A 26,560-nucleotide genomic window follows, 5' to 3' on the forward strand; every position below is an offset into this window, starting at 1 on the left:
CCAGGGAGGCCTTCAGCGGGTGAGTGACGTCGAAGATGTAGCACCTACGCCGCTGCATGATCTGCGCGTCGTCGAGGTCAGCGATCGTATCGCGGGTGCGTATTGCGGGAAGTTGATGGCCGACGCGGGGGCCGACGTCATCAAGGTGGAACCGGCCGGCGGTGACCCGCTGCGCCGTTTCACCGCGTCGGGTTCCGTGCCGCACGACGGTGCGGACGCGCCGCTGTTCGCGTACCTGAACGCCGGGAAGCGCAGCGTGACAGGCATTTCCGAGGAGCTGCTGACCGGCGCGGACATCGTGATCGTCACGGGAACCAGGGCCGCGGCGACCGCGCAGGGGATCGACCCGAAGCGCCTGCTCGAAAAGTCGCCCGGCCTCGTCATCGTCACCATCTCCGACTTCGGCTGGACGGGTCCATGGGCCGAACGCCCCGCAACGGAGTTCACCTTGCAGGCCGACTCCGGGCTCACCGGGTTTCGCGGCGATCCCGCGGGCCCACCGATCTCCGTCGGCGGCGACCTGGGGGAGTACCAGGGCGGGGTGTGGGCAGCCTACGGCGCACTGGCCGCTCGCCGCGGGGTCAGCCGAGGAGGTCGCGGCGCGCACCTCGACATGTCGATGCTCGAGGCGATCACGCTGATGCAGAGCGGCGAGTGGCTGCATTCGCAACTGCTGAACGCCCCGCACGTCCGGCGCTCGGTCGAAGTCCCGTCGATCGAACCGGCGAAAGACGGTTTCGTCGGCATCAGCATGGTGACGGGGCAGCAGTGGCTGGACTTCGCGGCGATGGTGGACTGCCCGGAGTTCACCGAGGTGCCCCAGCTGCAATTCCAGATCGGGCGATGGGATTACCGCGATTGGATCCGCGAGCGCATCGACCCTTGGATGCGTGAGCGCACCGTCGCCGAGATCGTCGAACTGGGGCAACTGTTCAGGTTGCCGCTCGCCGCGCTGGGAAACGGCGCCACCGTCCGCGAGATGGATCACCTGCGGGAGCGCGGTGTGTACGTCGAGAACCCGGCCGGGTTTGCGCAACCGCGTCCGCCGTGGTTGATGTCCGTCGCCGCACCGTCGCCGATCCGGACCGCACCCGGGGTCGGCGACTCGGACAACGAACCTCTTTGGGAACCAAGGCGATCAACACCTGACGCGACGGCGGGTCGCCCCCTGGCCGGTGTGCGGGTCATCGACTTCACCGCGTTCTGGGCTGGACCATCGGCGACGCATTCGCTGGCGGCGTTCGGGGCCGAGGTGATCAAGATCGAGTCGATCCAGCGGCCCGACGGCATCCGCTACTCCGGCGGGATGCGCAAGGACGTCGACGACTGGTGGGAGTACGGCTGGGTCTTTCACGCCATGAACACGAACAAGCGGTCGGTCACCCTCGATCTGCAGTCCGAGGCCGGACTCGGTCTGATCAAATCGTTGATCGCGCAGGCCGATGTGGTGATCGAGAACTTCTCACCGCGAGTGATGGATCAATTCGGGCTCGGCGCAGACGCGTTGCTCGAACTGAACCCGCGGCTGGTGATGGTGCGTATGCCGGCTTTCGGGCTGACCGGGCCGTGGCGCGACAGGGTGGGCTTCGCGCCCACCATGGAGCAGATCGCGGGCCTCGCCTGGGTGACCGGCATGCCGGACGGACTCCCAGTCGCCCCGCGTGGCGCCTGCGATCCGCTGGCGGGGACGCACGCGGCGTTCGCGCTCGTGGCGGCACTCGAGTTCACCGAACGCACCGGTCGCGGTCAACTTGTCGAGGTGCCGATGGTCGAGAGTGTGCTCAACGTGACCGCCGTGCAGCCCATGGAATTCGAGATGTTCGGGACGATCCTGGAGCGGCGCGGCAACAAGGGGCACCACCCCGGCGAGATGCAGGACATCTACCGGTGCGCGGGCGACGACAGCTGGATTGCCATGACCGTTCGCACCGATGCCGAACGGGACGCGCTCGCCGCGTTGATGAACGGTCAGGGCGACCCCGCGCCATGGCTCGCCACGCAGGACGCCGTGGCCGTCGTCGAGCGGCTGGTCGCGGCCGGCATTCCTGCGGCCGTGGTGATTTCGCCGTCCGTGGTGATCGACAACCCGCAGCTGGTACACCGCGGCTTCTTCGAGCCGCTCACCCATCCGAGCACCGGACCCGGTCTGTACCCGTGTCCGCCGTTCGCTCGGCTCGACGGCATGGACGCCTGGCTGTACCGTCCGCCCCCACGGCTGGGCCAGCACAACAGCGAGGTGCTGACAGGCCTGTGCGCGCAGACGGACGAGGATCTGAAACGCCTTGCGGCCGAGGGCGTCATCGGCACCAGACCGAAAGGGCTCTGACTCTCAGCGGGGCGTCAGCGATATCGTCATCGCGTCGAAGATCGACATGTTGTTGGCCAGGGTCGGGTAGGTGACCTTGGGGGCGCCGAGCCTGATGTCGTCGGCGCGCAGGAGCAACTCGTCGAGCGCTGCGCGGATCTCGGCGCGTGCGAGCATGGCGCCGAGGCAGTGGTGCGGCCCGCCGCCCCCGAAGGTGACGTGGGGATTATCGGTGCGGCCGATGTCGAACGCGAAAGGGTCGGCGAACACCTCGTCATCCCGGTTGGCCGAGCGCAGCATCGACACCACGCGCTCGCCCCGGGGAATGGTGATGCCGTCCATCTCCACGTCCACCTTCGTGGTGCGGGTCCAGAACGCGACGGGTGACGACCACCGCAAGACCTCTTCGACCGCGCGCCCGCGGATCGACTCGTCGTCGCGATAGCGCTGTATCTCAACGGGATTGGCCACAAAGGCCTGAAGTCCGGCGGCCAGCGCGTTCTTCGTCGTGTCACTGCCCGCCAGGGTGAGGACGAAGAAGAAGATCTCGAGTTCGTTCGCCGGGATGGACAACTCTTCGCCGCTCTCGTCGGTGACCACCGCGGTGGTCAGCGTGCTCCAGATGTCGTCGGTGGGGTTGCGCCGCTTCTCCGCGGTGAGTTCGAGGGCATAGGTGAAGATCTCCCCGAACAGCGCCATGTGCTCCTGCTGCTCGGTAGTCGTCTCGCTCCCGTCCGCGCCGGCCTTGAGGATGCGATCGAGCGTGTCGAAGATGCGGGGCCGGTCCTCGTCGGGGATCCCCACGATGTCGCCGATCACCGACATCGGCAGCACGTCGGCGACGTCGGTGATCCAGTCGCCGCCGCCGGATTCGAGTAACCCGTCGACCATCGCGGCGGCGCGGCGCCGAATGCCGTCCTCGAGCTTTCCGATGGCCTTGGGGGTGAACGCGTGCGACATCACCCGACGGCGCTTGGTGAGCACGGGCGGATCCATGGTGATGACATTCGGAAACGACCCGATGGGACCAATTCCCTGAATCAGGGGTCCGTCGGCTGCGGTGAAACTGTCGGTATCCCGGTGGATGCGCTGCGCGTGGCGATGCTTGGTCGTCATCCAGAAGTCGCGTTTGACCGTGCTGGCGACGCCGTCGGTCAGCTCGTGGTGGAAGATCGGCATCTCACGACGGAATTCGGTGAACAAGTCGTCGGGAAAACCGTTCTGCCACAGTGCCGAATTCGACAGATCGACCGGGGTGGTCGTGGGCATGCCTTCTCCTCGCGTCGCCGTCCTTGACCTAGAATGCCTAAAATAGTAAAAATAGGCAACGGGCAGGTTTGACGACCTGCGGTTATCGTGCGCTCGGATGGAGATACGGCATGACGGCAGGGTCTTTTCAACAAGAAGAAGTTCACGACCCGCAGATCGATCCATCTGAACGCGAGTTCGGCCCGAGTGGGATCAGCCTCTCGACGTACCGCTTTCCGACGGGTTGGTTCATCGTCGGCTTCGCCTCGGATCTGAAACCCGGTCAGGTCAAGCGCGCGCACTACTTCGGCGAGGAACTGGTGATGTTCCGCACCAAGTCCGGCAAGGTGAACGTGCTCGACGCCTACTGTCTGCACCTCGGAGCGAACATGGGCGTCGGCGGCACCGTCGAGGGTGAGCACATCGTCTGCCCGTGGCACGGCTGGGAGTGGCGCGGTGACGGCACCAACGCACTGATCCCGTACAGCAAGATCGGCTGCAAGCAGAACGTGAGGATCAAGTCCTATCCCACCCAGGAGTGGTACGGCTTCATCGTCGTATGGCACGAGCGTCACGGCCGCGCCCCCTACTGGCAGCCACCGGTGCTGCCCGAACTCGAAACCGACGAGTACTACCCGCTGCACCCACATTCGCGGATGCTCAATCGGGTCAAGGTGCACGCGCAGATGATCATCGAGAACGCGGCCGATCCGTATCACGTGCAGTTCGTGCACAAGGCCGACAGCGCCGCCAACACCACGTCGTTCGACGCCAACGGCTACCACCTGCATGCGACGGTGACCGCGAATTTCGGCGGCGGACGCCCGTCGACGTGGCTCACCCCCGACGGGCCCGTCGACGCCAACATCATCTACGACAACTACTCGCTGGGCCTCGGCATCGTGCGCTTTCCGAAGGAGCTGGTCGCGACCATCGAGGTCACGGGTCAGACACCGGTCGACGAGGACTACACCGATTACTTCTACACCCAGGCCTCGGTGCGAGAGCCCGGCGACACCGGCGACAAGCCGGCTGGCCGCGCGGCGAAATTCCTTGCGCTGCAACAGGAGGTCATCAAGCAGGACTTCTTCACCTGGGAGAACATGAAGTACCTCGAGAAGCCCAACCTGGCACCGGAGGAGGCGCGCGACTACGCGGCGTTGCGGCGGTGGGCGCACCGGTTCTATCCGGGTGAAGAGCCATCGCCGATCGACTTCGGGTACACCGTCGACGGTGAGCCCGATCCGGCGGCAGCGGGGGCGTGATGCCCCGTGGCCGGGACGCCACGCTGAACCCCGCGGCCTTCGGCGTTGAGTGCTTCAGCGTCCCTGAGGTGCTCGACCGTCGTGCAGATCAGTACGGCGACCAGGTGATGATGTCGATCGCCGGAAGCCCGGTCTCGTTCGCGCAGATGCGCGACCGTTCGTGCGCGGCCGCCCACGTCCTCTACGACCTCGGGGTCAGGCGCGGCGAGACGGTGGCGCTGTTCACCGGGACATGTCCGGAGTGGGTGTACTTCTGGCTGGGCGCCGCCCGCGTCGGCGCGATCTCCGCCGCGGTGAACGCCGCCAGCAAGGGCGAGTTCCTCGCGCGCGCACTGAACCTTTCCCGGGCCGCGGTGGTAATCGTCGACGCTGACCGCCGGGATCGACTGACCCAGGTCGCGGACGACGTAGTCACCCTGAGATCGGTTCTCGTGCAGGGTTGTTCGCTCACCGAGGCGCTGGCGGCCGCACCGGTGACGGCGCCCGACGTCGACCCCGTCGGACCGGACGAGATCGGTGCGCTCTTCTTCACCTCCGGTACCACCGGACCGTCGAAGGCCGTCGCCACCACCTGGGGATACCTGTTCACGGCGGCGGCGACCGTCGCATCGTCGTGGGAACTGCGGCAGGGCGACACACTGTGGACCGCGATGCCGCTGTTCCATCTCAGCGCGGCGCCCACCGTGCTGGCGCCCATGCTCGTCGGCGGCACCAGCGTGCTGGCCGCGGCCTTTCACCCCGGCCAAGTCTGGGATGAGATACGGGATTGCGGTGCAGTGGGTTTCGCGGGCGCGGGCGCGATGGTGTCGATGCTCACGCGCCTGCCCCCGGAGGCGCGAGACGCCGAGCTCGGCATTCGCTTCATCTCGGCGGCGCCGATCACCGCCGACATGTACCACGCTATCGAGGAACGCTACCGCTGCCGCATCGTGACGATGTACGGCATGACCGAAGCGTTCCCGATCGCCTACAAGGGCGTTTCCGATGATGGCGAACCGGGTACTTCTGGTCGGGTCAACCCGGCGTTCGAGGTGCGAATCATCGACGGTCAGGGGCGACCAGTGCCCACCGGTACGGTCGGCGAGATCGCCTGCCGAGCGCGGGTGACACATGCGATGAGCGAGGGGTATGTGTCGTCGGCGCCCGGCAGTACCGGTTTGAGCGTCGATCCGCACCCGGAGTGGTTACGTACCGGTGATCTGGGCTCGCTGGACGACGATGGCAACCTCACCTATGTGGATCGCGCCAAGGATTCGTTGCGCCGCCGCGGCGAAAACGTGTCGTCCGTCGAGGTCGAACAGACCGTGATGGGCCACCCGGCCGTGGCCGAGGCGGCGGCGGTCGCGATACCGAGTGACCTCGGCGAGGACGACATCCTGGTGGTCGTGACGTTGCGCGACGGTGCGACAGTGGATTTCACCGAACTCTTGGACTTCTGTTCGGCGCGCATGCCGTACTTCTGCGTGCCGCGCTACCTCGAGACGGTCGAGGAGATTCCCAAGAACGTCATCGGACGCGTCCGCAAGGATGTGCTCCGCAGGAGGGGACTGGGCCCTGGCGCCTGGGACCGTGAAGCGCACGGCTACGTGCTCACCCGGTAGGAGATGAAATGTCGTTGACATACCAACAGCAGTTCGTGATGGACGGACTCGCGGGACGCGCAGCCATCCTCAACCTGGACGCACGCCACAACCGGCTGTACTCGGACGGCGATCTCGTCGGCTGGATCACGACATTCCGTCACGCGGGCGCCACGTACGTGCGGGCGGGGGAGGCGTTCACCGACCTGCGCAAGGCGTTCGACGGCGGAGGCGGGGCGCGGCTGGTGACCGTGGACCACGAGATCAACGTAGATGGGGTCGACGCGACCCAGCAATGTGTGGCATTGCTGCTGCGCGACAACCGACTTCAGGCCTCCGGAACCTTCACCGACCGGCTCATCTACGAGCGCGGCGGCTGGTACTTCACGTCACGCGAACTCGATTGGGATCACGTGCCGCACGAAAGTGCGCTACCCGTGTGAACGACGGCATTCGGTACGAGTTCGCGTACGGCACCTACGAGGACGCCCTGCGCATGGTCGGCATCCGGACGGAGCCGAGATACGCCGGGACGGCGGTCAGCGGCGCGCGCATTCAGCAATTCGCCTCGATGGTGCATGATCCGAACCCCGCCTACTGGGACGCCGACTTCGCCCGCGAGGTGTGGGGCGGTCTGCTCGCGCCGCCGGCATTGCTGATGGGCTGGCTGATCCCGCCCCCGTGGTTGCCGACCGGCGAGCCACCGCGGCCGTCGATCGCGATCCGCGTGCCCCTGCCCGGAACCACATTCATCAACGCGTCCAACGAAGTCGAGTTTCCCACGACCATCCTCGAAGGAGATCGCCTGCACGTCGTCGAGGAGGTCGTCTCGGTGTCGCCGGAGAAGACCACGCGTGTCGGCACCGGACATTTCGTGCAGACCTGTGATCGGTTCCACCGCGCCGACGGGGCGTTGGTCGCCATCAACCGAAACACGTTGTTCCGGTTCACCCCGGCGGTAACGTCATGACACCGTATGGCGGGCTGACGTGGGACGAGATCGTCGTGCCGACCGAGCTCGCGGAGGTCGTCGACCCGATCGACTATCAGCGTGTCGTGATGAACCCCGGGGCGACATGGGATTACTTTCCCGGTCATTACGACCCGGACTACGCGCGACGGCACGGCCAGCCGACGATTTTCGTCAACACGATGCACACCGCGGGCTTCGTCGATCGGATTGCCACCGGGTGGGCCGGGCCCTACAGCAGGGTGGTGCGGCGCAAGGTTTCGCTACTGGGCTCGTTCTATGCCGGCGATTCGATGGTCGGCCGCGGCCGGGTGGTGGGCAAGCGCGTCGAATCCACGGGTGACGTGCACCGACAGCTCGTCGACCTCGAGATCGCGGTCTACAACCAGCGCGACGAATTATGTTGTCCCGCAGAGGTCACCCTCGAGATCAGCTAGCTTTATGTCGCTCCTTCATTGCCGAATGTTGGGTTATTACACGCTTTTCGGGCCTTGGGGTCTAGGGGTCGATGCAACAGTCTCTGATTCGTGTGGAGGCGTGTTGCGTTGTCTGTTTTGACTTTGAGCTCTGTTGTTCGTCAGTTCTGGAGGCATGTCAGTGATGGCCATACTGTCGAGGAGGCAAGCTGGGCTGTCGGCGTGTCGAGGCGCACGGGATTTCGCTGGTTCCGCGACGCTGGCGGGGTGAAACCACGATCGGTAGTGCCCAGCTCATCGGGCCTGAAGCCGCGGATGACGCTGCAGGATCGGATTCAGATCGAAATCGGCGTGGCGACCAATGAGTCGCTGCGTGCGATTGGTAGCCGGCTGTTACCTCCTCGGCCGGCGTCGACAATCAAACGCGAAATCGATAACAACGGCCGACATACCGTCGATCACCCGGACCGCAACTCAGGGTATCGGCGAAAGCATGCGTTCGGGGCACGCCAGAGTACGCAGCGCCGCGGGGCTACTGCGCGCTGACGGCGCAGGCATACTCTGATCGGCGGGCGCGTCGCCCGAAAGCGGGCAAGCTGGCTGTTAGCGAGAAGCTGCACGATGAAGTGCAGGCCCGGCTGCTCGACGAGCACAGTCCCAAGCAGATCGCCAAGCGGTTGGTGCTGGATTTTCCCGACGATGTGGAGATGCGGGTGTCGCACGAAACCATCTACACCTCGATTTATGTCCAGGGCAAAGGCAGTCTGCGTCGCGAACTGCATACCTGTCTGCGCACCGGGCGAGCGTTGCGTAAGCCCCAGCGCCGCCCCGATGAACGCCGTGGTCGCATCCGCGACATGGTCAACATCAGTGAGCGTCCACCCGAGGTTGAAGACCGCAGGTGCCCGGGCATTGGGAGGGCGATCTGATCCTGGGCAGTACTGCCTCGGGTTCAGCGATTGGCACCGTGGTCGAACGGATGACCCGGTTTGTGATGCTGCTGCATCTGCCCGACGATCACACCGCGGTGGCCGTGCAGGAAGCGATCGTGGCGAAAATGGCGCAACTGCCGTTGATCCTGCGCAAAACACTGACCTGGGATCAGGGCAGCGAGATGGCCAACCATGCGGCGATCGCCCAAGCCGCCGAGCTCAATATTTACTTCTGCGATCCGCACTCCCCGTGGCAGCGCGGCACCAATGAGAACACCAACGGCCTACTGCGCCAATACTTTGCCAAAGGCACCGACCTATCGGTCTTTCCGGCCGATTACCTCGACTACGTCGCGACCAAACTCAACCGCCGGCCCCGCGAAACCTTGAGCTGGAAAACACCCGCCGAAGCCCTCGACGAACTACTGTCCAACCCGTCCAAACCACCCGCTGTTGCATCTACCGCTTGAAACCGCCGGCGTGAAGCGTGGCACAACACGACACTCGGCAAAAGAGTTAGGCGAGATCGGGCAGCTTGCTCGCGCTCACCGTCGACTGCAACTCGACGTACTCCGACAGTCCCTCGGATCCGAATTCGCGGCCGATCCCTGACTGCTTGAATCCGCCGAACGGCGCGGTCGTGTCGAGCGTGTACATGTTGATGCCGTACGTACCCGTCCGGACTTCCGCTGCGATCTCCAGACCACGGGTCACGTCCGCCGTCCAGACGGAGCCGGCCAGCCCGTAGTCGGTGTCGTTGGCGATCCGCACGGCGTCGGCCTCGTCGCGGTACTTCAGTACGGTCAACACCGGACCGAAGATCTCCTCCCGCGCGATCGTCATATCGTTGGTCGCGTCGGCGAACAGCGTCGGCTGGACGTACCAGCCGCGGTCATAGGGTTTGTCCTTGCCGCCCAGGATCATTCGCGCACCCTCATCGAGCCCCGCCTGGATGTAACCCTGCACCTTCTGCTGTTGGCGCTGCGCAACCAGCGGTCCGATGTCGGTGGCGTCGTCGGCGGGGTCGCCCACCTGCAGGCCGGTCATCATGCCGGCGAGCGCGTCGACGACCTCGTCGTGCTTGCGCTCGCTCACCAGAATCCGGGTCTGCGCGACGCAGGCCTGCCCGTTGTTCATCAGGCTGGCCATCTTCAGATGCTTGACCGTGTGGTCGATGTCCGCGTCGTCGAGAATGATGGCGGCCGACTTGCCACCCAGTTCGAGGCTAACCCGCTTGAGTTGTTCGCCGCACAGGGCGGCGATGTGCCTGCCCGTCGCCGACGATCCGGTGAACGAGATCTTGTCGACGCCGGGGTGACGGACCAGAGTTTCGCCGGTCTCCCTACCGCCCGGGACGATCGACACGACACCTTCGGGCAGATCGATCTCCTCCAGCATCTCGGCCAACCACATGGCGTCCAAAGGCGTTTCGGGGGCGGGCTTGACCACGACCGTGCAACCCGCGATCAGCGCCGGGATCATCTTCGGCATGATCAGGAACTGCGGCACGTTCCACGGCACGATCGCACCGACCACACCCACGGGAGCACGCCGTACGTGCACATCGCCGAACAATCCCGGGCGTCGCTCGACCCACGGAAACTCCTTGGCCGTCGCCATGTTGAGGTGCATCTGGGCGAGAGCACCGGCGCCCTGCCCCAGCCTGCTGAAGCTCTTGGGTGAGCCCATCTCCGCGGTGATCAGGTCGGCGATCGCGTCGGTCTCGGCCATGTAAATGGCGGCGAGCTTCTCGATCTTCTCCATGCGTTCGCCGACACTGAGTCGGGGCCACGGTCCCTCGTCGAACGCGGTTCTGGCGGCGGCGACCGCCTTGTCGACGTCCGCGGGGGCCGCTTCCGGGGTCTCGCCGATCGATTGCTCGGTGTGTGGGGAGATCACGGAGAGTCGCTGATCCGTCGACGGTGTCAGCCAGCGGCCGCCGATGAAGAGCTTGTCGTAGTTGAGGGATCGCATGTCGCCGCCTGTCCTACCGCCTAAAGTTGCTATTAATATAAACATAGTGAAAAAGGCAGGGCCCGTGAACCACCCGCAATCAGACGATTGGCGCCGATACCCGTTCGCGCTGGTACCGGAGGACCGTCAGCTCGATTTCCCGGCCGCTGAGGCCAACCACCCGCAGTGCGAGTCCGACACGTGGTTTCTGGCAGGCGAACTGACCGGTCGGAGCGGCCGCGGCTACGCGTTCCTGTCGATCTTCAACAAGAACCGCCCTGGGCTCGGGGATATCGTCGCCGACTTCTACACGTTAGCGCTGTTCGATCTCGACGCAGGCACCTACGGCACGTACACCGACTACGACATGCCGCCCGCGAACATGGAACCCGGGGCCGTCCCCAAAATGACCTTCGTCGACGAATGCCTCGACATCAGCTATGACAGCGGGGCCGGTCGCGCGGTCTGGCGTACCTGTCGCGACGACAACGGCGACCTGGTGCCCTACACCTATGACGTGACGCTCGTCGGCACCGATGCGGCCGGTGCCCAGATGAGGGTGGACCTGCATGTGACCCCGACGCGGGCGCCGGTGCCGCTGGGCGCCGCGGAGTTCGGCGGCAGGATCGAATGTTTCGGCCAGGCCGACACCTACTCCTATCTGCAGACGGGCCTGACGATGACGGGAACGCTGACGTGGGGTTCGTCGAGCGAGCCGGTCAGCGGCACCGCGGGCCACGTCGACCGGCAGTGGTTCCCGCTGATCGCCAACAGCGGTGGTGCGGACGGCGATGTCCGCTGGCGCGCCCACGAGTGGCGCACGATCAATCTCGACAACGGCGTGGACATGAGCATCTGGCGACAGTTCGATCGAACCGATCGCAATTCGCTGCAACCCTTTTCGGGCGCCACCACCAGCTCGCCGGAGCCCGGCGTCGACCCCGAGTTCGCCGACGACATCGAGGTGTCCATCGAGAGCTACGTCCGCTGGCCCGAAGCGGTTCGGACTTTGTACAAGCCCCCGGCGAAGGCCAGATATCTGCCGGACCGGCACCGACTGACGTCGCGCAAGCTCGATCTGGACCTGACCGGTGAGCCGATGGTGCCGGCGCCGGGACACGGCCTGCCCCTGGAATACATGGAGGGCCCGTTCCACTATCGCGGGACGTTTCGCGGTGAGCCGGTGAGTGGGTTCGCCTTCTACGAAAGGTCTTTGGCGCTCTACCGCGACTGGGAACTGGTCGATGTCCTCGCCAGCGCCGTGGGTGAGGAGCGCGTGACGGCACTGCGCACGCTGGTCGAGGACGGCCGACGTGACGAAGCCGTGGCACACCTGCGCGACGAGATCCTCCCGTCGGGAGCCGGGATCACCGAGCTTGTCGACGATCTGATCGTGGCGCTGTCTCGCTGATCGCCTCGGCCCACATCGTGTGGCGGTGCTGCAGACCGGGCTCATTGCGACCGAAGACCAGGTGCTCGCGCACTCCTGACTCGAGGTTGGCCTGCAGTCCCGCGACGAGCGCGTAGTCCTCGTCGCGGACAGTCGAATGCGCGTAATCGAATACCGCAGCCGCGCCCGCGGCCGTCGATTCGTCCGACAGATCCAGCGGCGTCGAGTTCTGGTGCACGGTGATCGAACGGCCCGGCACATCGCTGGGATAGACGCGGAACAGCTCGCCGTTGGCCACGGTGCACGAGATGACGATGTTGGGATGCAAAGCGTAGATGACGACCATCGCCTGCAGCGGCTCCCACTGTTCCTCGGGGAGTTCGTCGAGGTCGAGAATACCGTTGAGCGGGAACACAAGTCGGTGATGAGGCCCGAACGAGTCGAAGACTGTGCAGTTGCTGCGGGCGATCGTCGCGAACGTCGTCTTGTGCACCGTGGCGAAGTGGTAGTTCTCGGCGAAGGTGTCGATGGCCAGCTTCCAATTGATCGGGCAGTCCAGCACCTTCTCACCCAACGGCGACCAGCGGCCGATGCCCCACGAGTCCAGTTCCTCGGCCAGCGGTCCGAGGAACGCGGGAATGTCCAGTGTGGCGTCGCGATCCAGCGAGACCCACAGGAAACCTGCACATTCGGCGGCCGGTAATTCGGTCAAACGTGCTGTGCCCGATGATGTTTCGGGAAATCCCTCCTTGCCTGGTACACCGGCTAGATTGCCACTGAGATCGTAGCTCCACGAGTGATAGGGGCAGGCGAGCCGGCGGGCGGCTCCGCATCCGTCGGTGATGCGCGACTGCCGGTGCAGACACACGTTCTCGAATGCGCGTACCACCGAGTCGGCAGCACGGGTCAGCAGAATGGACCGGCCCATCACCGTCTTGGTGCAATACGTGCCGGGCCGGGGGAGTTCTGAGACGTAGCCGACCAGCTGGGGGCTTGCCATCAACATCGCCACATCTCGGGCATGGCGCTCTGCCGACGTGTACGTCTCGGCGGCGACGGTGCTCTCCGTGGGCATGAGGTCGGTGGTCTTGTCCCGCGCGAGCTTCACTGCGCGGCGAGTGAGATCGATCAACTGGTCGCGGTCCATCACCATTCCTGCGTCGTCGCCTGGTGGACTATCTGCCTATTTTTATAATGATAGCGACGGTATGTCAAAAACCGCTGGTGGGTGGGCGTGCCCGCGTATGGTCCGATCATGCGCGCCGAGAAACACTCAGCCGGCCGCGTCAGGCGCTCGACGGTCGCATTGGCGGCGGCCGTGCTGTTAGCCGGCCTAGTCGACATCGTGGGCGGATCCGCGTCGGCGAATGCCTTCTCGAATCCGAATCTGCCGGTCGAACAACTCGAGGTCCCGTCGGCGGGTATGGGTCGCAACATCCGCGTCGAGTTTCTCTCCGGCGGTCCGGATACGCCGGCCCTGTACCTCCTGGACAGCATGGAAGCAGGCGAAGACCTCAACGGCTGGGACATCAACACCGCGGCATTCGACTGGTACAGCGATTCCGGACTCTCGGTCGTCATGCCCGTCGGAGGCAAGTCGAGCTTCTACAGCGACTGGTATGGACCCGCCGTCGGCAACGGGCAAAACGCCACCTACAAGTGGGAAACCTTCCTTACACAGGAACTTCCGGCGTGGCTCGCCGCGAACAAGCAGGTTCGGCAGACCGGTAACGCCGCCGTGGGATTCTCGATGGGAGGCTCGTCGGCGTTGGTCCTGGCCGCCTTTCATCCGCAGCAGTTCGTCTACGCGGGATCACTGTCCGGTTTTCTCAACTTATCCGCTCAGCCAGGCCAGGTCAGCACGGCCATGATGTGGAACGGTGGCTTCAATCCGGAAGCCATGTGGGGACCGCCGGGCGACCCCGCGTGGGCGCGTAACGATCCCACCGTTCAGGCCGGCAGACTCGCTGCCAACGGCACCCGTGTGTGGATCTACTGCGGGAACGGCACACCGACAGACCCGGCACTGGCGAGCCCGGAGGCTCCCATCGCGGGACTCGGATTCCTCGAGGGGTTTGCGGTCGCATCCAACCGCGCGTTTGTCGACGCCTACGTCGCAGCGGGCGGGAGCAACGGCGTCTTCAACTTTCCCGACGGCATCCACAGCTGGGGCTACGCGGGACAGCAGCTGCAGCAGATGAAGCCCGACATGCAACGGGTGCTGGGTGTCAGCGACACGAGCCGGACCTGAGTTGCCGCGATGGACTCGGACGGTAGGTGACCATGCGCGCAGAGCGGATCCTGTCCGAGGACATACCTGCGCCGCCTGACGACGTGCGGGCGTTCTACATCGACCTCGACAACATCAAGACCGTCCATCCGCTCGTCGTCTCGGTGCACAGGACCGGGCGAACGGAACTGGTCGACGGCTACTGCCAGAGTTACCGCGTCAAAGACCGAATCCCGTTTGGTCCATTGACCCTGCCGACGAGCTACACCGCCCACCTCAGAGTCGCGTCAGTCGGACCGGTGATCACTCAGGCACGCCAGTTCCCCCGCGTCCGCCTGTACGGGGTGGTGTCCTTCGAACCCCTCGACATCGGAACCAGGCTCGTCGAGCGCCTGACGATCGACGCGCCGCGACTCCTCCACGCGACGACGCTCCGCGAAGCGGTCAAGGCGCACACCAAGATGCTGGCGGGCATTCGCCGGCACTTCGGTGGTTAGGCGTCCTCCGCCGGACCCGGCTCGCCGGCATCCGCCGGGGATTCGGATGCGTCCAGCACACTGACCGCGATGCCGTAGGGCAGAAAGCGCACCTTGCGGGTGGGGTCGGTGTTGTTCTTGTTCGCGCGTAGCGCATCCAGTTCGGACGGATACACCTGCTCGATATGGGCGCCGCCGTCGCTGTCAACGGTGTAGATCGCCCAAACCCCGTCGCCGGTCTCGCCGGTGGTCTCCGGCTCCCGTTTCGGACGCGAATAGCGGGTGAACTCGTCGACCAAATTGGCCCAACCTGCGCGTTCGCCGGAGGTACTGAGGAACCTGCCCACACCGTCCAAGGCGTCACGCAGCCCTTCACCCGCCTCGCGGACGACGCGGTCGAACTCCTCGGGGTCGATCCCGAACGGCCCGTTCCTGCTCATAGCGGTTCCTCCTCACGCCCGTGCGCTCCGGCACGGCGTATTCCCAGTGTGCCTGCAGGTGGCGAAGTAGTCGACTAGGGCCGACACGGGTGGTAGGCAACGGTATGGCTTTCACACGCTCGGACGTGCTGGCGACCGCCGAGCGGTCGCCGGCGGCAGCCGGTGCCCGCGACAAGAACGAGTGGGTGGGCCTGTTCACCGCCGACGGACGAGTTGAAGATCCGGTTGGCTCGCAGCCCCACCAGGGCCTGGGCGCGATCGGAGCATTCTTCGACACGTTCATCGGGCCCCGCCACATCACCTACCGCCCTGACGCGGACATCGTCACCGGCTCGACGGTCCTCCGCGACGGCGAACTCGATATTGCGATGGGACCGGTGCAGTTGCACGTGCCGGTCTACATCCGCTACGACGTACGCGAGGGCGGTGACGGGCTGAAAATTGCTGCACTGTCGGCCTTTTGGGAGCTGCCGGCCATGGTCGGTCAGTTCATGCGTGCCGGGTTCGGCGGCCTTCCCGCCGGTCTGCAACTGTCGAGGGCCCTGCTCGTGAATCAGGGCGTCGTCGGAGTCCTCGGCTACCTGGGAGGTCTGCGGGGGACCGGTCCGCAGGGCAAGCGGCGGATACAGGAATTCCTCGACGACGCACGCGCGGGCGACGAGGTCGCGGTGCGCCGTTGGCTCGGCAAGGGAGCACGCGTGACGAGCGGTGACGACCTCCCGTTGACGACCGCGGAACTGCTGTCGCGCATTGCAGCCGCGCGCCCCCGCAAGATGATCGCCTCCGGGTACAGCGTGGTCGTGGGGTTGGACCGGGACGGGCGCCGTGACGTGCTCATCGTCGAGGTGACCGCCAAACCATTCGCCATCCGCAGAATCCGGTACTTCACCGAGGACCCCGTCGACGGCTGAGCTGGTTTCACCCTGCGGAGGTCGGGCCGAACACCGTTTGAGCACGTCGACGCCGGGTAACCGCAGCGCATGAGCCCACGAGACGACAACAAGTCCGAATCCGACGTCGACAACGACGACCACGTCGCCGGGTCGCGCGCGGGAAAGGACGGCGCAGACGACGGCGCTTATGTCGGTCAGACGGCCTCCGACGACGCGCTGGATGTGGGGGAGACGGGAGCCGAAGCGCGTAGCGAAGCGGAGCGCTAGCAGCGGTGTTGTCTCGATTCGGTCGCGTTGGCCGCGGTGCGAATACCGGACGTGAGACGGTATGAGCACCATGCCCGTCGACGATGAGATGACCTACGAGGAATTCGGTCGCCAGTTCTTCGAGATCGCCGTGACCGAAGCGCGCGTCGGCGGTGCGATCGCCGCCATCGCCGGCGACGAATTCGAGATGGGCCCAATGGCCCAGGGGCCCGGCAAGGTCGCCAAGGTGACGGCGAAAGTCAGGATTCAGGAGCCCCGCCTGACCCGCGACGTCGGCGACCAGATCACTTTCGCCATCCGGATCCCGATCGAGATCGACCTGGTTGTCGACCTGCGGATCGACAAGCCCAAGTTCATGGTTTTCGGCGAGATCGCCCTGCGTGCGACCGCGCGTGCTGCGGCACCGCTGCTGTTGATCCTCGACGTGGAAAAACCCCGGGCGTCCGACATCTCGATCCACGTGACGTCCAAGTCGCTGCGCGGGGAGCTGGTGCGGATACTCGGGGGGATCGACGCAGAGATCCGGCGATTCATCGCGGCACACGTCGCAGGGGAGATCGACAGCCCGGCCTCGGAGAAGGCCAAGATCATCGACGTCGCGGACAGCATCGACGGCGCCTGGTCGAGCATGTGACGTTCGGGCCACGTACGCTCGCCCCGTGCATCGCAGACTCGCCACCACCTTCGCCCTGTCCACGGGATTACTCACCGCCGCCGTCGTCGCGGCCTCTCCGGCCCAGACCGAACCGGTCGACGGCGCGTTCGTGGCGGCACTGGCCGAGGCCGGTGTCACCGCGGTGGATCCGGCCAGCGCCGCGGCGCTCGGCCAGCAGGTCTGCCCGATGCTCGCAGATCCCGGTCAGACCGCCGCCGACGTGACCAGCAAGGTGGCCGAGGCGGGCGGAATGTCGCTCGGGCCGGCGACCATGTTCACCGGCGTCGCGATCTCCATGTTCTGCCCGGCGATGATGTCGTCGATCGGAACTCCGGGCTCGCTCGATTCACTGCCGATCCCACTGTCGATTCTGGGGCTCTAGCTAGGCGGGCACGCTCTCGAGCCGCGGACGTTTGGGGCCGCGGCCGTCGCCGGCCGGTCTGCCGCGAACGTGGTACCAAAGCCAAGGCATCAGCATGTTCTGCGTCCACAACATCTGTGACACCGCTTGCGACCGCAGCGACGGACGCTGTACGGGACCGTCGACCAGCGCCCAGTCGTGGTTGCTGCCGGGCAGCTCCAGCGCTTCGGCGGCCGCGGCGGCGAACAGCTCGTGCCCCTTGGCCGAGCCGTGTACCCGGTCCGGACTCCACGTGTCCGGCATCGTCATCGACGGCGCATCGTAGAGGTCGACGAGTCTGAACCCATGCCGCACTGCGGCTTTGCGGATATCGTCGTTGATCTGGTGCACGCGTGCGGCGATCACCCGTCCGATCGGCAAGATCTTTGCGATGTCCGGGAACGTGGTCGTCACGACGGTCGCGCCCGACGCGGCAAGCTGTGTGTACAGGTCGTCCAGCTCGGCGAGCGCAGTGCCGAAATACGGGCCGGGGCGCGTCACATCGTTCATCCCGATACACACCGAGATCAGATCAGGCTGCAGCGCCAGCGCCGCTGGCAGCTGCTCGTCGAGCAGGTCCCTGATCCGCCGCCCGCGGATGGCGAGGTTGGCATAGGTCACACCGGGGTGATGGGAGTCGAGGATCGTGGCGAGACGATCGGCGAAGCCGACCAGGCCGCTGGCGTCATCACCGTCCCACAGCCCCTCGGTTTGGCTGTCGCCGATCGCGACATATCGGGAGTACCCGGGCACACCGGAACTCTAGCGGCGAAGTGCCGTCTCGACCTCCGACGCCCCGGCCTGCGCCGCGAGTTCGCGGTGTCGCTGCGACACCGCGGCCCCACCGGCGCGGAGCAGGCCGACCATGTCGGCGACGGCGGCGGCCCGGTACGCGTTGAACGTGGCGCCGACGGCCCACCACGCCAGCAGCGCGTCCAGGCCACGTGCCGGATCGGCACCGAGCTCGACCATCGCGGCCACGGTGGTGGGCAGAACCTTGCGTGCCGCGAGTTCGATCGGCTGCATCCCGCTCGGCAACGGCGCGTTGATCGACGCGCCCGCACGCGTCAATGCGCGCACGATCTCCGGGTTGACGGTGTCGGCCGCGTCGTTGAGCACGTGCAGCGGGGTGGCCCCCTCGGAATCGACGAGGCCCGGATCGACACCGTGCGCGAGGGCGTGGTAGCGCCACGGTGCGACCGCATCGCACGACCTCATGGAGAATCGTGGTGAATTTGTCACCCCGAGCGGACAATTCGATACGGCGGCCGGGATCGGCATCGGCGTCGATGAGGGCAACCGAGATGCCGGAGGCGAGTGAGCGCAGCGAGTACCACAGGGGGGTCGCTCCGCACGGGTCGACGGGGTCGGGATCCGCACCCATGGCCAGGAGTTCGATGACCCTGGTGTCACCGCGATGCGCGCGCTCGAACAGGTCCAGGTCGCTGCTCGCCAGTGGTTCGGTCCACGCGGGGCGACCCGCCCCGAGCGCGTCGAGCACCGTCAGCGCGCCGGCACGTCGGGAACCGAGGTCGAACCACGGCCACGGCCCCATTCCTTTGAGGACGAAATCGCGCTCCGCGATGCGGTGTTCCTCGGTGATGGTCCTGCCGAAATCCTCGTACGCCGAGGCGAACGTCAGATGGTCGCCGTCGAGCGACACCGTGACCTCCACGGGCCCTTCTCGGTAGCGAGCGATTTCGGTCACAAGAAACGCATTGTCGCAAAATAAGCGAGGGGCACCCGATGGGATGCCCCTCCTGGTGTTCTACGGGTTACTTCACGTCGACGTAGACGATGTTGTCTTCCACCGTGGAGTAGTTGGTGTTGCTACCGTAAACCGCTTGACCTGCGTTGATGTGGGTATAGGTTTGGCCCTGGCGAACCGCGACGACCTCGGCCCGATCCAGCGGGGTGTTTCCGAGACGGTTCACGATCACCGTGTAACCCTGCGACCGCAACTGACCGATGGTCTGTACGGCTTGTCCGAGCCGCTGGGTGCGGCTGCGGCCGGGGCGGCCATTCCGATGATCGCGGCGGCGAACCCGCCGACGACTGCGGTGGCATATCCAATCCTGTTCACGACACTGCCTTCTTTCTTGCTCTCCGAGTTACTCAGGTGAACTCTGAATGCTTAAACCGGCGGTTCAGCGTGTTAATTCCGCTGGCAGAATTTGATCCGTGGTTGGCAGAATCGCCTATGCGTCAACGGCATTGACGAGTAGCTAGAGAAGGCGCGTCAATCTCGTGAGGTTGAGCGGTACCCCGGCAACGCTGAGCTGACCGAGAATGTCCTCCAGTCGCGAGCGCGGCATATCCATCTGCCATTCCGACACCGACGCCGACAGGCACACCGCATCGGGGGCGAAGCGGATGCCGGTGAGCCGCAAGCCGTGCGGCAGCTCGGGCAGGTGCACCGGATAGGCCGGTGTCTTGGCCGGCAGCGCCACCCGAGAACGCCGGACGACGAGGACACGCGGACGAAGCCACAGTGTCGAACCGTCGAGGCGCGCGTCGATCTCGAGGTGTCCCAGCATCGGGCGGCGGGCCATTCGCAGCCGCGCGATGCCGTCGCTGCCGACCTCACCGGACAGCCGCGGTGCCGCCCAGCGGAACAGATCGTGCAGGGCCGATGTGGGGACCTCGAGCGTCAGGTCGACAGGAGCGGCCACCATGACCGGCGGCGCGGTAGGCCGCATGTGCACGTTGTGCAGCACCGCCGTCGCATTGTCGAACGTCTGGTCCCCCCAGCGGATGTCGCGCACAGCGACGCGGACGTCGTTGAGTTGTCCCACCGCGAGGCCGCGGACGTCGAGTCGGGAGTCGAATTCCGTGACCGTCACCGTGAGCACGCCGTCGTCGAGTCGCAGCGCGAGCCGGCGGCCCACCACCAGCCTGCGCACCGTCGTGAACAGCGTCCGGTACGCCATCGCCGCGCCACTGGTGACCGGGCCCGTCGCTGCCGACGACCACAGTGACGTCAGCATGTCGATCGGCCTGAACGGATCGAACCGGCGCAGGGGACCCGTCATGTCAACAAGCATCCGCTATCCGTGCTGCGAAATGAAAGGGACTCTGGACGAATCATGAGCGGCAACAGGGGTACTAGGCACTGCGACCTCGTTCCGTAAGGTGGGAATCAATGACTTCTGTGGTGATTGTCGGCAGTGGATTCACCGGCTTCGAATGCGCCCGTCAGCTAGCGCGCAAGATGCGCAAACAAGCCGGGGCCTCGGTCGACATCACGATCATCTCGCCAGTCGACTACATGCTCTACACGCCACTGCTACCCGACGTGGCAGGTGGACTCGTCGATGCGCGGTTCGTCGCCATACCGCTCGCCAACGCGCTGCGCGGCGTGCAGGCGATCCGGGGCAGGGTCGACGAAGTCGACTTCGAGGGACGGACGGTGACGTTCACCGACCCCGAGGAGCGCGTGCGCAGCCTGGCGTGGGACCGGTTGGTGCTGACGCCGGGCTCGGTCACCCGGCTGTTCGACATCCCGGGGCTGGCCGAGCACGCGCGCGGTCTCAAGTCGACGGCAGAGGCGCTGTATTTGCGCGACCACGTGCTGGAACAACTGGAACTGGCCGACGTCGACGACGACGCCGGCCGGGCCGAGGCGCGACGCACGGTCGTGGTGGTCGGTGCGTCGTACTCGGGTACCGAGCTGGCCGTACAGCTGCGAGCTCTTGCCGATTCGGCCGCGAAACAGATGGGGTTCGACCCGTCCGCGGTGAAGTTCGTCCTGCTGGACCTGGCCGAGCAGGTCATGCCCGAAGTCGGCGAGAAGCTCGGCGCGGCGGCGCAGCGGGTGCTCAGAGCACGCGGCATCGACGTGCGGCTCGGTGTCACGCTCTCCGAAGTCCACGCCGAACACGTTGTGCTCAGTGACGACTCGCTGATCCGCACCCACACCGTCGCATGGGTGACCGGAGTGACCGGTGCGCCGTTGATCGAGAAGCTCGGACTACCGACCGAGCGTGGTCGCCTGAAGGTCACCACTGAACTGCAGGTTCCCGGCCACCCCGACGTGTTCGGGGCGGGCGATGCGGCAGCGGTCCCGGACGTCACGCAGCCAGGCAAGATCACCCCGCCGACCGCGCAGCATGCCACTCGGCAGGGAAAAGCGTTGGCCCGCAACGTGGCAGCGAGTCTGGGTTATGGGAAAGCGAAGCCATACAAGCATCGCAACATGGGCCTGGTGGTCGACCTCGGACCGCGCTACGCCGTCGCCAACCCACTCAACGTGCAACTGTCCGGCTTCCCGGCCAAGGTGGTGACCCGCGTCTACCACATCTACGCGATCCCGCGATTTGTCAATCGGTGGGCGGTATCGCTGGCCTATCTGACGGATGTGTTCTTCGACAGGTCCGTCGTGTCCTTCGGGCTCTCGACGCAGGAGGATGCGCGGTTCTCCTCCAGCGAGGGCATCCCGATGCCCAAACCGGACTGATTGGAATCGCCCGGAGCGGGAACGTTAACCGGTATGGCTACATATCGCGTTTTGAACCCCAAGGGTGACGTTGTCGACACGAAGGACATCGAGAGCGCCGACGACGCACACGCGTGGTTCGTCGACCAGAAGGCCGAGCCGGAACTCGGATGGCGCATGGAGGTCAAGTCCGATGACGGTGACTGGGCGTTCTTCGACAGCAGCGAGGGAGACCGCAAATACTGACTGGCGCGAGTACTCACTAGGCTTGAGCGGTGCCCAAACTCAGTGCGGGGCTGCTGCTCTACCGCGTCGTCGACGGTGAACTCGAAGTACTTATCGGCCATCCCGGCGGGCCCTTCTGGGTGCACAAGGACGACGGTGCATGGTCGATACCCAAGGGGGAGTACACCGAGGACGAAGACCCGTGGGCGGTCGCGCAGCGGGAGTTCTCCGAGGAGCTGGGCAAACGGGCACCCGAAGGCCCGCGCATCGACCTTCAGCCGGTGAAACAGCCCAGCGGCAAGGTGATCACCGCGTTCGCCGTCCGCGGCGACCTCGAGCTGGAAGGCACCTTCTCCAACACCTTTGAACTCGAGTGGCCAAAGGGTTCGGGCAAGGTCAGGGAGTTTCCCGAAATCGACCGGGTGGGTTGGTTTCCCGTGGCGCAGGCTCGGTCGAAGCTGCTGAAGGGTCAGCGGCCGCTGCTCGACCGTCTGGTTTCGGTGCTCGAAGGCGACGAACCGGCCGCGTCTCGATCGCGTTGATGGTCAACGCGCGGCCGTGAATTCGCCACCCGGCCGGCGTCCGAAGGTATTCGTCGTCATAGCGCAGATGCCATACCAGGTCGGTGATTTGATCTCCCGCGACCGTCCAGTGGTGCGCGATGCAGGTGATCCGGCCCAGCGCGTAGTCGGCGCGGTCGCCGGGCGCGTACACCTCGCCGACAATCGCGTGCTCGGTGCGGGTCACGGCGGCTAGCGCCGCCATCGCGGACCGCACACCGTCGCGGCCATGGTGGCTGCGTACCGCCTCTAACGAGCGGGGTGGATCAGGTAGCCGCAGTTCGGCTGTGCGCGTGAATAATTCGACCACGTCATCGAAGCGTCGGTCGTCCACGGCCGATGCGTAGAGATGCACCAGGTCGGCGAGCGCGAGTCGGTCGGCAGTGGTCAGGCTCATGGCAGCGGAGGCAGACCGTTGCTCTCCCGGATATCCATCCGGCATTCACGACGGGTCTGGCCGGTCTGTTGCATGCACAGTCGCACCGGGTTCTCCTCGGCGTATGGAAGCGGTTCCTCGGTCGGCTCGGTGGTGACCGTGGGACTCGGTACGTCGCCCTCGGTGAGTGACCAGACGGAGTCGCCGGTGGGCTGCAGGGTCGAGCAGTACGCAGTGGAGCCGTCGGCCGTCGTGGCAGTGCTGCCGACGGGGGAGCAGTTCGCGCCGACGACCGCGGGTGCAGGCGTGATCGTGGCTGTGGTGGTCGGCGTCGGGGACGGCGGCGTTGTCGGGGTTGACGACGGCGGCTCCGGCGGTGGGGACAGTGGCGTGGACGTCGGCCTGGCGAGCGTCGGTGAGGTGGTGGTCGCAGCGGATGCCGGTCGATCTTCGTTGTCGGCACGCCCGGCCTCGAACACAGCCACCACGATCGCTGCGAGCAGCAGCACCGCCAGGATGGCCGGGACGACGATTCCGGCGCGCATGAGGGATCGTCGGGGCGCTTTCGCGGGCGTCGGCACCGGGGCGGCGAGGCTGGTGCCCACATCCGCCGGTGTGTTCGACCCGAGCTGATGGGCGAGCGCTCGCGCGAAATCGGCGCAACGCTCGAAACGGTCGGCCGGGGATTTCGCCAGTGCCTTGGCGAGCACCGGATCCAGCCCGGCCAGCTCCGGGCGCTGATCGCCGATCGCGGGCGGCGTCGCCGACAGGTGCTGGCTGATGACGACTGCGGGATTCGAATGCTGGAACGGTGGCCTACCGCTCAGCAGGTGAAACGCGGTGGCTGCCAACGCATATTGGTCGGCCCGGCCATCGAGCCGCTCACCCATCAATTGCTCGGGGGCGGCGTAGGACACGGTGCCGACCGTCATGTTGGTCGCCGTCAAGCCGCTGATGTCGTTGGTCCAGCGGGCGATTCCGAAGTCCGCCAGCAGAATTCGTTGATCGCTGGCCTCGGGATTGGCGAGCAGGATGTTGGCGGGTTTCACGTCGCGGTGCAGCAGGTTGCGCTGATGGGCGTAGTCGAGAGCCTCGGCCACGGCGGAGATGATCTCGGCGACTTCGCCTCTGGACATCCCGTCGGGATAGCTCTGACGCAGCAGGCATGCCGCATCGGTGCCCTCGACATAGTCCATCGAGATCCAGAGCTGGCCTTGGAACTCGCCGCGGTCGTGCACGCCCACGATGCGTGGATGCCATAGCGTGGCCGCGATGTCGGCCTCGCGGTCGAACCGTTCCCGGTACTCATGGTCGGCCGACACCGACGCGGGCAGCACCTTCAGCGCGTCGCGGCGCGGCAGCCGCGGATGCTGCGCGAGGTAGACCTCTCCCATACCGCCCGCGCCGAGGAGTCGCACGATGGTGTAACCGGCGAACATCGCGCCATCGGCCAGCGGCATGGGCGAATAGTACGAGATACCGCTAGAGGTCGAGTGTGAGACGGGACCCGTCGGCGGCCCGGGATATGCAGATCAACATCATCCGGTTCTCGTGTTCGGGGTCCGTGAGCAGGGTGTCGCGGTGGTCGACGGTTCCGTCGAGGACGCGCGTGCGGCACGTCCCGCAGAACCCCTGCTGGCAGGAGTACGGGGCGTCGACATCGACGCGCTTCAGCGCTGCGAGCAGGGTCTCGTCGGCGGCCACGCGGATCTGTTGGCCGGTCGACGCGACCGTGACGTCGAACTCTTTGCCATCGACCACCGGCGGCGCGGCGAACCGCTCGAAGTGGAGTTCGACCTTGTCGCGGCCGGCCAGTTCGGACCGGATCGCGGTGAGCATGGGGGCGGGTCCGCACGCGTAGACCGCGGTGCCGTCAGGGCAGTCGCCGAGCAGATCCGACGCCGACGGCAGCCCGTCGTCATCGTCGGTGTGGATGGTGACCTCGGCGCCAAATTTTGCGACGTCGTCGAGGAACGGCATGCTGTCGCGGGTGCGTCCGGCGTAGACCATGGACCAGTCGACGCCGAGGCGCCGCGCCACAGCCAGCATCGGCAGGATCGGCGCGATCCCGATACCGCCTGCGATGAAACGGAATTGCCGCGTCGGCGAACCGTAACCCGGCACCGTCAGGGGGAACGCGTTACGGGGACCCTGCGTCGTCGCGGTCGCACCGACCTCGAGAGCGTCATGCACCTCGATCGAGCCCCCGCCACCGTCAGGAATCCTGCGTACCGCAATGCGGTACACGTCGGTGCGGTCGGGATCTCCGCACAGCGAGTACTGGCGCAGCCGTCCGCTGGGTAGGCCGACATCGATATGGGCACCGGGATGCCAACGGGGCAGCGACCCGGCGTCCGCGGCGGCGAACGTCAGTGCCACCACGTTCTCGTCGTGTGCCACCGTCTGCCTGTCGACCACGCGCAGCAGTCGCGTGCGGTCGGATGCTTCCGGCAGCCTGACCCGTCGGGTGACTCCGGACAGCGCATCCATCCCGGAGATGACCGCACCGGCGACGCCCATCATCACGTCACGGCGCCCCGGCCGGAGCGGGTTGGTCGGCAGCTGCCGGTAGCGCTCGCGCAGCCCCATCACAGGTGCGCCGCGCGGGCCGCGGGAGAGGAGGCCAAATAGGCGACGGCCTGCGCGGTGGAGCCCATCTCCTCCGGTGAGTACGCGCGCCGGAAGTAGGTCAGGGTCTGCGAGCCGAACAGCACGCGGAACTTGGGCAGCAGCCCGAGTTCGGAGTCGCGCATCCGCAGCCGCTGCATCTTCCACCACGACATGTCGTTCGCGGGATCGGACTTGAACAGGTACCAGGTACCGCGCTGGAAGAACGCGAAGATCGCCGACGCGGACAGTGCCATGGCCTTGATGCGGGCGGGGTAGCTGTCGTGGAAGTACACCGCCACGTCGTGCGCGACGCTGCGATGCTCGACCTCCTCGCTGCCGTGCCACCGGAACAGGTCGACCATCGTCGGGTCGGCCCGGTGCTCGTCCCAGGTGGAGTTGAGCGCGAAGTCGCCGAGGACGGCCGTGTAGTGCTCGATGGCGGCGATGATCCAAAGGCGCTCACAGAGGTTGGTCAGCCGACGCTTCGGATTCGTGGAAGTCGTTGGCGCCAAGACCTTTCCGAACAGATACTCGACCATCTCGAGGATCGGCGCTGGGTCTACGCCGTTGCCGACGAGGAAGTCGCGGATCACGTCGTCGTGGGCGGCGGCATGCGTGGCTTCCTGGCCGATGAAACCGCGGATGTCCTCGGCGAGCTTGGGATCCTTGACCAACGGCAGCGCTTCGTTGAACGTCTCGACGAACCAGTGTTCGGCGGAGGGCAGCACGACGTTGAAGAGGTTGATCATGGTGGACGCCACCGGGTGACCGGGGATCCACTCGAGCGGGACCTCCGCGAGGTCGAACTGCACCTTGCGGGCCTGGATCTGCACCGGTCCCGGGTCGATCTCCGGAGCGGGCAACGCTGCCATGGCGGACTCCTCCACGAGAAGGTTGTGCACGGGAGCTTACCGGAAGTAGGTGGGAACGCGGG

28 protein-coding genes and 2 pseudogenes are annotated in these 26,560 nt (G+C 65.9%); 18 read left to right on the forward strand and 12 right to left on the reverse strand.

Annotated features, from left to right (window positions below):
- Positions 1-19 precede the first annotated feature (19 nt).
- Positions 20-2,326 carry a CaiB/BaiF CoA-transferase family protein gene (locus tag G6N36_RS03390; RefSeq protein WP_163684955.1) on the forward strand — a complete coding sequence of 769 codons (2,307 nt, stop codon included), beginning with the start codon at positions 20-22 and terminating at the stop codon, positions 2,324-2,326.
- Positions 2,327-2,329: 3 nt separating this feature from the next.
- On the opposite strand, the gene G6N36_RS03395 is transcribed toward G6N36_RS03390, so the two are convergent.
- Entirely contained in the window at positions 2,330-3,574 is a 1,245-nt protein-coding gene (locus tag G6N36_RS03395; protein ID WP_163684956.1) for a cytochrome P450, read from the reverse strand.
- Between the two features lie 110 nt (positions 3,575-3,684).
- On the opposite strand from G6N36_RS03395, the gene G6N36_RS03400 reads away from it, so the two are divergent.
- From G6N36_RS03400 to G6N36_RS03425, 6 genes and pseudogenes are all read left to right on the forward strand, one after another.
- Positions 3,685-4,818: an aromatic ring-hydroxylating oxygenase subunit alpha gene (locus tag G6N36_RS03400; protein ID WP_163684958.1), complete on the forward strand. Its 1,134-nt coding sequence runs from the start codon at positions 3,685-3,687 to the stop codon at positions 4,816-4,818.
- A complete protein-coding gene (locus tag G6N36_RS03405) occupies positions 4,818-6,419 on the forward strand; it encodes an AMP-binding protein (protein ID WP_163684960.1) in 1,602 nt (533 codons plus the stop codon). Before G6N36_RS03400 ends, G6N36_RS03405 begins: the two co-directional genes overlap by 1 nt.
- Before the next feature lie 8 nt (positions 6,420-6,427).
- Positions 6,428-6,841, forward strand: a complete 414-nt coding sequence (locus G6N36_RS03410) for a nuclear transport factor 2 family protein (RefSeq protein ID WP_163684962.1) — start codon at positions 6,428-6,430, stop codon at positions 6,839-6,841.
- A gap of 53 nt (positions 6,842-6,894) precedes the next feature.
- On the forward strand, positions 6,895-7,368 hold the full coding sequence (locus tag G6N36_RS03415; protein ID WP_163690354.1) for an FAS1-like dehydratase domain-containing protein: 474 nt from the start codon (positions 6,895-6,897) through the stop codon (positions 7,366-7,368).
- Positions 7,365-7,805, forward strand: a complete 441-nt coding sequence (locus G6N36_RS03420) for a MaoC/PaaZ C-terminal domain-containing protein (protein WP_163684964.1) — start codon at positions 7,365-7,367, stop codon at positions 7,803-7,805. Before G6N36_RS03415 ends, G6N36_RS03420 begins: the two co-directional genes overlap by 4 nt.
- Positions 7,806-7,913: 108 nt before the next feature.
- Positions 7,914-9,186 (forward strand): annotated as a pseudogene (locus G6N36_RS03425) (IS30 family transposase).
- Between the two features lie 46 nt (positions 9,187-9,232).
- Here G6N36_RS03425 and G6N36_RS03430 read toward each other — a convergent pair.
- Positions 9,233-10,690, reverse strand: coding sequence for an aldehyde dehydrogenase (locus G6N36_RS03430; RefSeq protein WP_163684966.1), 1,458 nt, complete (start codon positions 10,688-10,690; stop codon positions 9,233-9,235).
- 64 nt (positions 10,691-10,754) lie between these two features.
- On the opposite strand from G6N36_RS03430, the gene G6N36_RS03435 reads away from it, so the two are divergent.
- Positions 10,755-12,080 carry a lipocalin-like domain-containing protein gene (locus G6N36_RS03435; RefSeq protein WP_163684968.1) on the forward strand — a complete coding sequence of 442 codons (1,326 nt, stop codon included), beginning with the start codon at positions 10,755-10,757 and terminating at the stop codon, positions 12,078-12,080.
- On the opposite strand, the gene G6N36_RS03440 is transcribed toward G6N36_RS03435, so the two are convergent.
- A complete protein-coding gene (locus G6N36_RS03440) occupies positions 12,037-13,206 on the reverse strand; it encodes an aromatic ring-hydroxylating oxygenase subunit alpha (RefSeq protein ID WP_163684970.1) in 1,170 nt (389 codons plus the stop codon). The genes G6N36_RS03435 and G6N36_RS03440 overlap by 44 nt on opposite strands.
- Positions 13,207-13,314: 108 nt before the next feature.
- Between G6N36_RS03440 and G6N36_RS03445 the strand changes: the two genes are divergently transcribed.
- Together G6N36_RS03445 and G6N36_RS03450 are read left to right on the forward strand one after the other, a co-directional pair.
- Complete coding sequence (locus G6N36_RS03445; protein WP_163684972.1) at positions 13,315-14,310, forward strand: esterase family protein; 996 nt, start codon at positions 13,315-13,317, stop codon at positions 14,308-14,310.
- A 32-nt stretch (positions 14,311-14,342) separates the two neighbouring features.
- On the forward strand, positions 14,343-14,786 hold the full coding sequence (locus G6N36_RS03450) for an SRPBCC family protein (RefSeq protein ID WP_163690356.1): 444 nt from the start codon (positions 14,343-14,345) through the stop codon (positions 14,784-14,786).
- Here the strand turns inward: G6N36_RS03450 and G6N36_RS03455 are convergent.
- Positions 14,783-15,205, reverse strand: coding sequence for an Rv0313 family protein (locus G6N36_RS03455; protein WP_163684974.1), 423 nt, complete (start codon positions 15,203-15,205; stop codon positions 14,783-14,785). The two genes, G6N36_RS03450 and G6N36_RS03455, sit on opposite strands and share 4 nt — an antisense overlap.
- 104 nt (positions 15,206-15,309) lie before the next feature.
- On the opposite strand from G6N36_RS03455, the gene G6N36_RS03460 reads away from it, so the two are divergent.
- The 4 genes from G6N36_RS03460 to G6N36_RS03475 all read left to right on the forward strand — a co-directional run bounded on the left by G6N36_RS03460 (position 15,310) and on the right by G6N36_RS03475 (position 17,402).
- Positions 15,310-16,116, forward strand: coding sequence for a nuclear transport factor 2 family protein (locus G6N36_RS03460; protein WP_163684976.1), 807 nt, complete (start codon positions 15,310-15,312; stop codon positions 16,114-16,116).
- A 69-nt stretch (positions 16,117-16,185) separates the two neighbouring features.
- Positions 16,186-16,365 (forward strand): hypothetical protein, encoded by a 180-nt coding sequence (locus tag G6N36_RS03465; protein WP_163684978.1) that lies wholly within the window; start codon positions 16,186-16,188, stop codon positions 16,363-16,365.
- Between the two features lie 61 nt (positions 16,366-16,426).
- Complete coding sequence (locus G6N36_RS03470; protein ID WP_235689959.1) at positions 16,427-16,999, forward strand: hypothetical protein; 573 nt, start codon at positions 16,427-16,429, stop codon at positions 16,997-16,999.
- Positions 17,000-17,024: 25 nt separating this feature from the next.
- Positions 17,025-17,402 carry a DUF732 domain-containing protein gene (locus G6N36_RS03475; RefSeq protein ID WP_163684980.1) on the forward strand — a complete coding sequence of 126 codons (378 nt, stop codon included), beginning with the start codon at positions 17,025-17,027 and terminating at the stop codon, positions 17,400-17,402.
- Here the strand turns inward: G6N36_RS03475 and G6N36_RS03480 are convergent, their stop codons facing one another.
- Both G6N36_RS03480 and G6N36_RS29735 read right to left on the reverse strand, forming a co-directional pair.
- Entirely contained in the window at positions 17,403-18,173 is a 771-nt protein-coding gene (locus G6N36_RS03480; protein WP_163684981.1) for an SGNH/GDSL hydrolase family protein, read from the reverse strand.
- Between the two features lie 9 nt (positions 18,174-18,182).
- Positions 18,183-18,638, reverse strand: coding sequence for an ankyrin repeat domain-containing protein (locus tag G6N36_RS29735; protein WP_235689960.1), 456 nt, complete (start codon positions 18,636-18,638; stop codon positions 18,183-18,185).
- Between the two features lie 199 nt (positions 18,639-18,837).
- On the opposite strand from G6N36_RS29735, the gene G6N36_RS29740 reads away from it, so the two are divergent.
- Entirely contained in the window at positions 18,838-19,152 is a 315-nt protein-coding gene (locus G6N36_RS29740; RefSeq protein ID WP_235689961.1) for a hypothetical protein, read from the forward strand.
- A 43-nt stretch (positions 19,153-19,195) separates the two neighbouring features.
- Here G6N36_RS29740 and G6N36_RS30215 read toward each other — a convergent pair whose 3' ends face one another.
- Together G6N36_RS30215 and G6N36_RS03495 are read right to left on the reverse strand one after the other, a co-directional pair.
- The gene (locus tag G6N36_RS30215; RefSeq protein WP_308205905.1) at positions 19,196-19,360 is read right to left on the reverse strand and encodes a hypothetical protein; all 165 of its coding nucleotides are present in this window, start codon (positions 19,358-19,360) and stop codon (positions 19,196-19,198) included.
- A 285-nt stretch (positions 19,361-19,645) separates the two neighbouring features.
- Positions 19,646-20,452 (reverse strand): hypothetical protein, encoded by an 807-nt coding sequence (locus G6N36_RS03495; RefSeq protein WP_163684983.1) that lies wholly within the window; start codon positions 20,450-20,452, stop codon positions 19,646-19,648.
- Positions 20,453-20,562: 110 nt separating this feature from the next.
- Between G6N36_RS03495 and G6N36_RS03500 the strand changes: the two genes are divergently transcribed.
- Genes G6N36_RS03500 through G6N36_RS03510 form a run of 3 tightly spaced genes read left to right on the forward strand, consistent with a single transcriptional unit; the run spans position 20,563 to position 22,622 of the window.
- Positions 20,563-21,876, forward strand: a complete 1,314-nt coding sequence (locus tag G6N36_RS03500) for an NAD(P)/FAD-dependent oxidoreductase (RefSeq protein ID WP_163684985.1) — start codon at positions 20,563-20,565, stop codon at positions 21,874-21,876.
- Between the two features lie 33 nt (positions 21,877-21,909).
- The gene (locus G6N36_RS03505) at positions 21,910-22,101 is read left to right on the forward strand and encodes a hypothetical protein (RefSeq protein ID WP_083127215.1); all 192 of its coding nucleotides are present in this window, start codon (positions 21,910-21,912) and stop codon (positions 22,099-22,101) included.
- A gap of 29 nt (positions 22,102-22,130) precedes the next feature.
- Positions 22,131-22,622, forward strand: a complete 492-nt coding sequence (locus tag G6N36_RS03510) for an NUDIX hydrolase (RefSeq protein ID WP_163684987.1) — start codon at positions 22,131-22,133, stop codon at positions 22,620-22,622.
- 70 nt (positions 22,623-22,692) lie between these two features.
- Here the strand turns inward: G6N36_RS03510 and G6N36_RS03515 are convergent.
- From G6N36_RS03515 to G6N36_RS03530, 4 genes and pseudogenes are all read right to left on the reverse strand, one after another.
- Positions 22,693-23,082, reverse strand: a pseudogene (locus G6N36_RS03515) (nuclear transport factor 2 family protein); the annotation flags it as partial.
- Positions 23,034-24,476: a serine/threonine-protein kinase gene (locus G6N36_RS03520; RefSeq protein ID WP_163684989.1), complete on the reverse strand. Its 1,443-nt coding sequence runs from the start codon at positions 24,474-24,476 to the stop codon at positions 23,034-23,036. The pseudogene G6N36_RS03515 and the gene G6N36_RS03520, both read right to left, overlap by 49 nt.
- 22 nt (positions 24,477-24,498) lie before the next feature.
- The gene (locus tag G6N36_RS03525) at positions 24,499-25,605 is read right to left on the reverse strand and encodes a PDR/VanB family oxidoreductase (RefSeq protein ID WP_163684991.1); all 1,107 of its coding nucleotides are present in this window, start codon (positions 25,603-25,605) and stop codon (positions 24,499-24,501) included.
- Positions 25,605-26,498 carry a metal-dependent hydrolase gene (locus G6N36_RS03530; protein ID WP_163684993.1) on the reverse strand — a complete coding sequence of 298 codons (894 nt, stop codon included), beginning with the start codon at positions 26,496-26,498 and terminating at the stop codon, positions 25,605-25,607. Before G6N36_RS03530 ends, G6N36_RS03525 begins: the two co-directional genes overlap by 1 nt.
- Positions 26,499-26,560 lie beyond the last annotated feature (62 nt).

It is taken from the genome of Mycolicibacterium gadium, assembly GCF_010728925.1.
Lineage (GTDB): Bacteria > Actinomycetota > Actinomycetes > Mycobacteriales > Mycobacteriaceae > Mycobacterium > Mycobacterium gadium.

Excerpts from the sequence above, each read along its gene's own strand:
- G6N36_RS03415 (WP_163690354.1), top strand. The coding sequence starts at position 6,895 with ATGGTCGGCATCCGGACGGAGCCGAGATACGCCGGGACGGCGGTCAGC.
- G6N36_RS03430 (WP_163684966.1), bottom strand. The coding sequence starts at position 10,690 with ATGCGATCCCTCAACTACGACAAGCTCTTCATCGGCGGCCGCTGGCTG.
- G6N36_RS03530 (WP_163684993.1), bottom strand. The coding sequence starts at position 26,498 with ATGGCAGCGTTGCCCGCTCCGGAGATCGACCCGGGACCGGTGCAGATC.
- G6N36_RS03400 (WP_163684958.1), top strand. The coding sequence starts at position 3,685 with ATGACGGCAGGGTCTTTTCAACAAGAAGAAGTTCACGACCCGCAGATC.
- G6N36_RS03445 (WP_163684972.1), top strand. The coding sequence starts at position 13,315 with ATGCGCGCCGAGAAACACTCAGCCGGCCGCGTCAGGCGCTCGACGGTC.
- G6N36_RS03505 (WP_083127215.1), top strand. The coding sequence starts at position 21,910 with ATGGCTACATATCGCGTTTTGAACCCCAAGGGTGACGTTGTCGACACG.
- G6N36_RS03440 (WP_163684970.1), bottom strand. The coding sequence starts at position 13,206 with ATGGACCGCGACCAGTTGATCGATCTCACTCGCCGCGCAGTGAAGCTC.
- G6N36_RS03460 (WP_163684976.1), top strand. The coding sequence starts at position 15,310 with ATGGCTTTCACACGCTCGGACGTGCTGGCGACCGCCGAGCGGTCGCCG.
- G6N36_RS03470 (WP_235689959.1), top strand. The coding sequence starts at position 16,427 with ATGAGCACCATGCCCGTCGACGATGAGATGACCTACGAGGAATTCGGT.
- G6N36_RS03410 (WP_163684962.1), top strand. The coding sequence starts at position 6,428 with ATGTCGTTGACATACCAACAGCAGTTCGTGATGGACGGACTCGCGGGA.
- G6N36_RS03450 (WP_163690356.1), top strand. The coding sequence starts at position 14,343 with ATGCGCGCAGAGCGGATCCTGTCCGAGGACATACCTGCGCCGCCTGAC.
- G6N36_RS03465 (WP_163684978.1), top strand. The coding sequence starts at position 16,186 with ATGAGCCCACGAGACGACAACAAGTCCGAATCCGACGTCGACAACGAC.
- G6N36_RS03420 (WP_163684964.1), top strand. The coding sequence starts at position 7,365 with ATGACACCGTATGGCGGGCTGACGTGGGACGAGATCGTCGTGCCGACC.
- G6N36_RS29735 (WP_235689960.1), bottom strand. The coding sequence starts at position 18,638 with ATGAGGTCGTGCGATGCGGTCGCACCGTGGCGCTACCACGCCCTCGCG.
- G6N36_RS03405 (WP_163684960.1), top strand. The coding sequence starts at position 4,818 with ATGCCCCGTGGCCGGGACGCCACGCTGAACCCCGCGGCCTTCGGCGTT.
- G6N36_RS03495 (WP_163684983.1), bottom strand. The coding sequence starts at position 20,452 with ATGACGGGTCCCCTGCGCCGGTTCGATCCGTTCAGGCCGATCGACATG.
- G6N36_RS03500 (WP_163684985.1), top strand. The coding sequence starts at position 20,563 with ATGACTTCTGTGGTGATTGTCGGCAGTGGATTCACCGGCTTCGAATGC.
- G6N36_RS03455 (WP_163684974.1), bottom strand. The coding sequence starts at position 15,205 with ATGAGCAGGAACGGGCCGTTCGGGATCGACCCCGAGGAGTTCGACCGC.
- G6N36_RS03525 (WP_163684991.1), bottom strand. The coding sequence starts at position 25,605 with ATGGGGCTGCGCGAGCGCTACCGGCAGCTGCCGACCAACCCGCTCCGG.
- G6N36_RS03520 (WP_163684989.1), bottom strand. The coding sequence starts at position 24,476 with ATGCCGCTGGCCGATGGCGCGATGTTCGCCGGTTACACCATCGTGCGA.
- G6N36_RS03395 (WP_163684956.1), bottom strand. The coding sequence starts at position 3,574 with ATGCCCACGACCACCCCGGTCGATCTGTCGAATTCGGCACTGTGGCAG.
- G6N36_RS29740 (WP_235689961.1), top strand. The coding sequence starts at position 18,838 with ATGCGCGCGCTCGAACAGGTCCAGGTCGCTGCTCGCCAGTGGTTCGGT.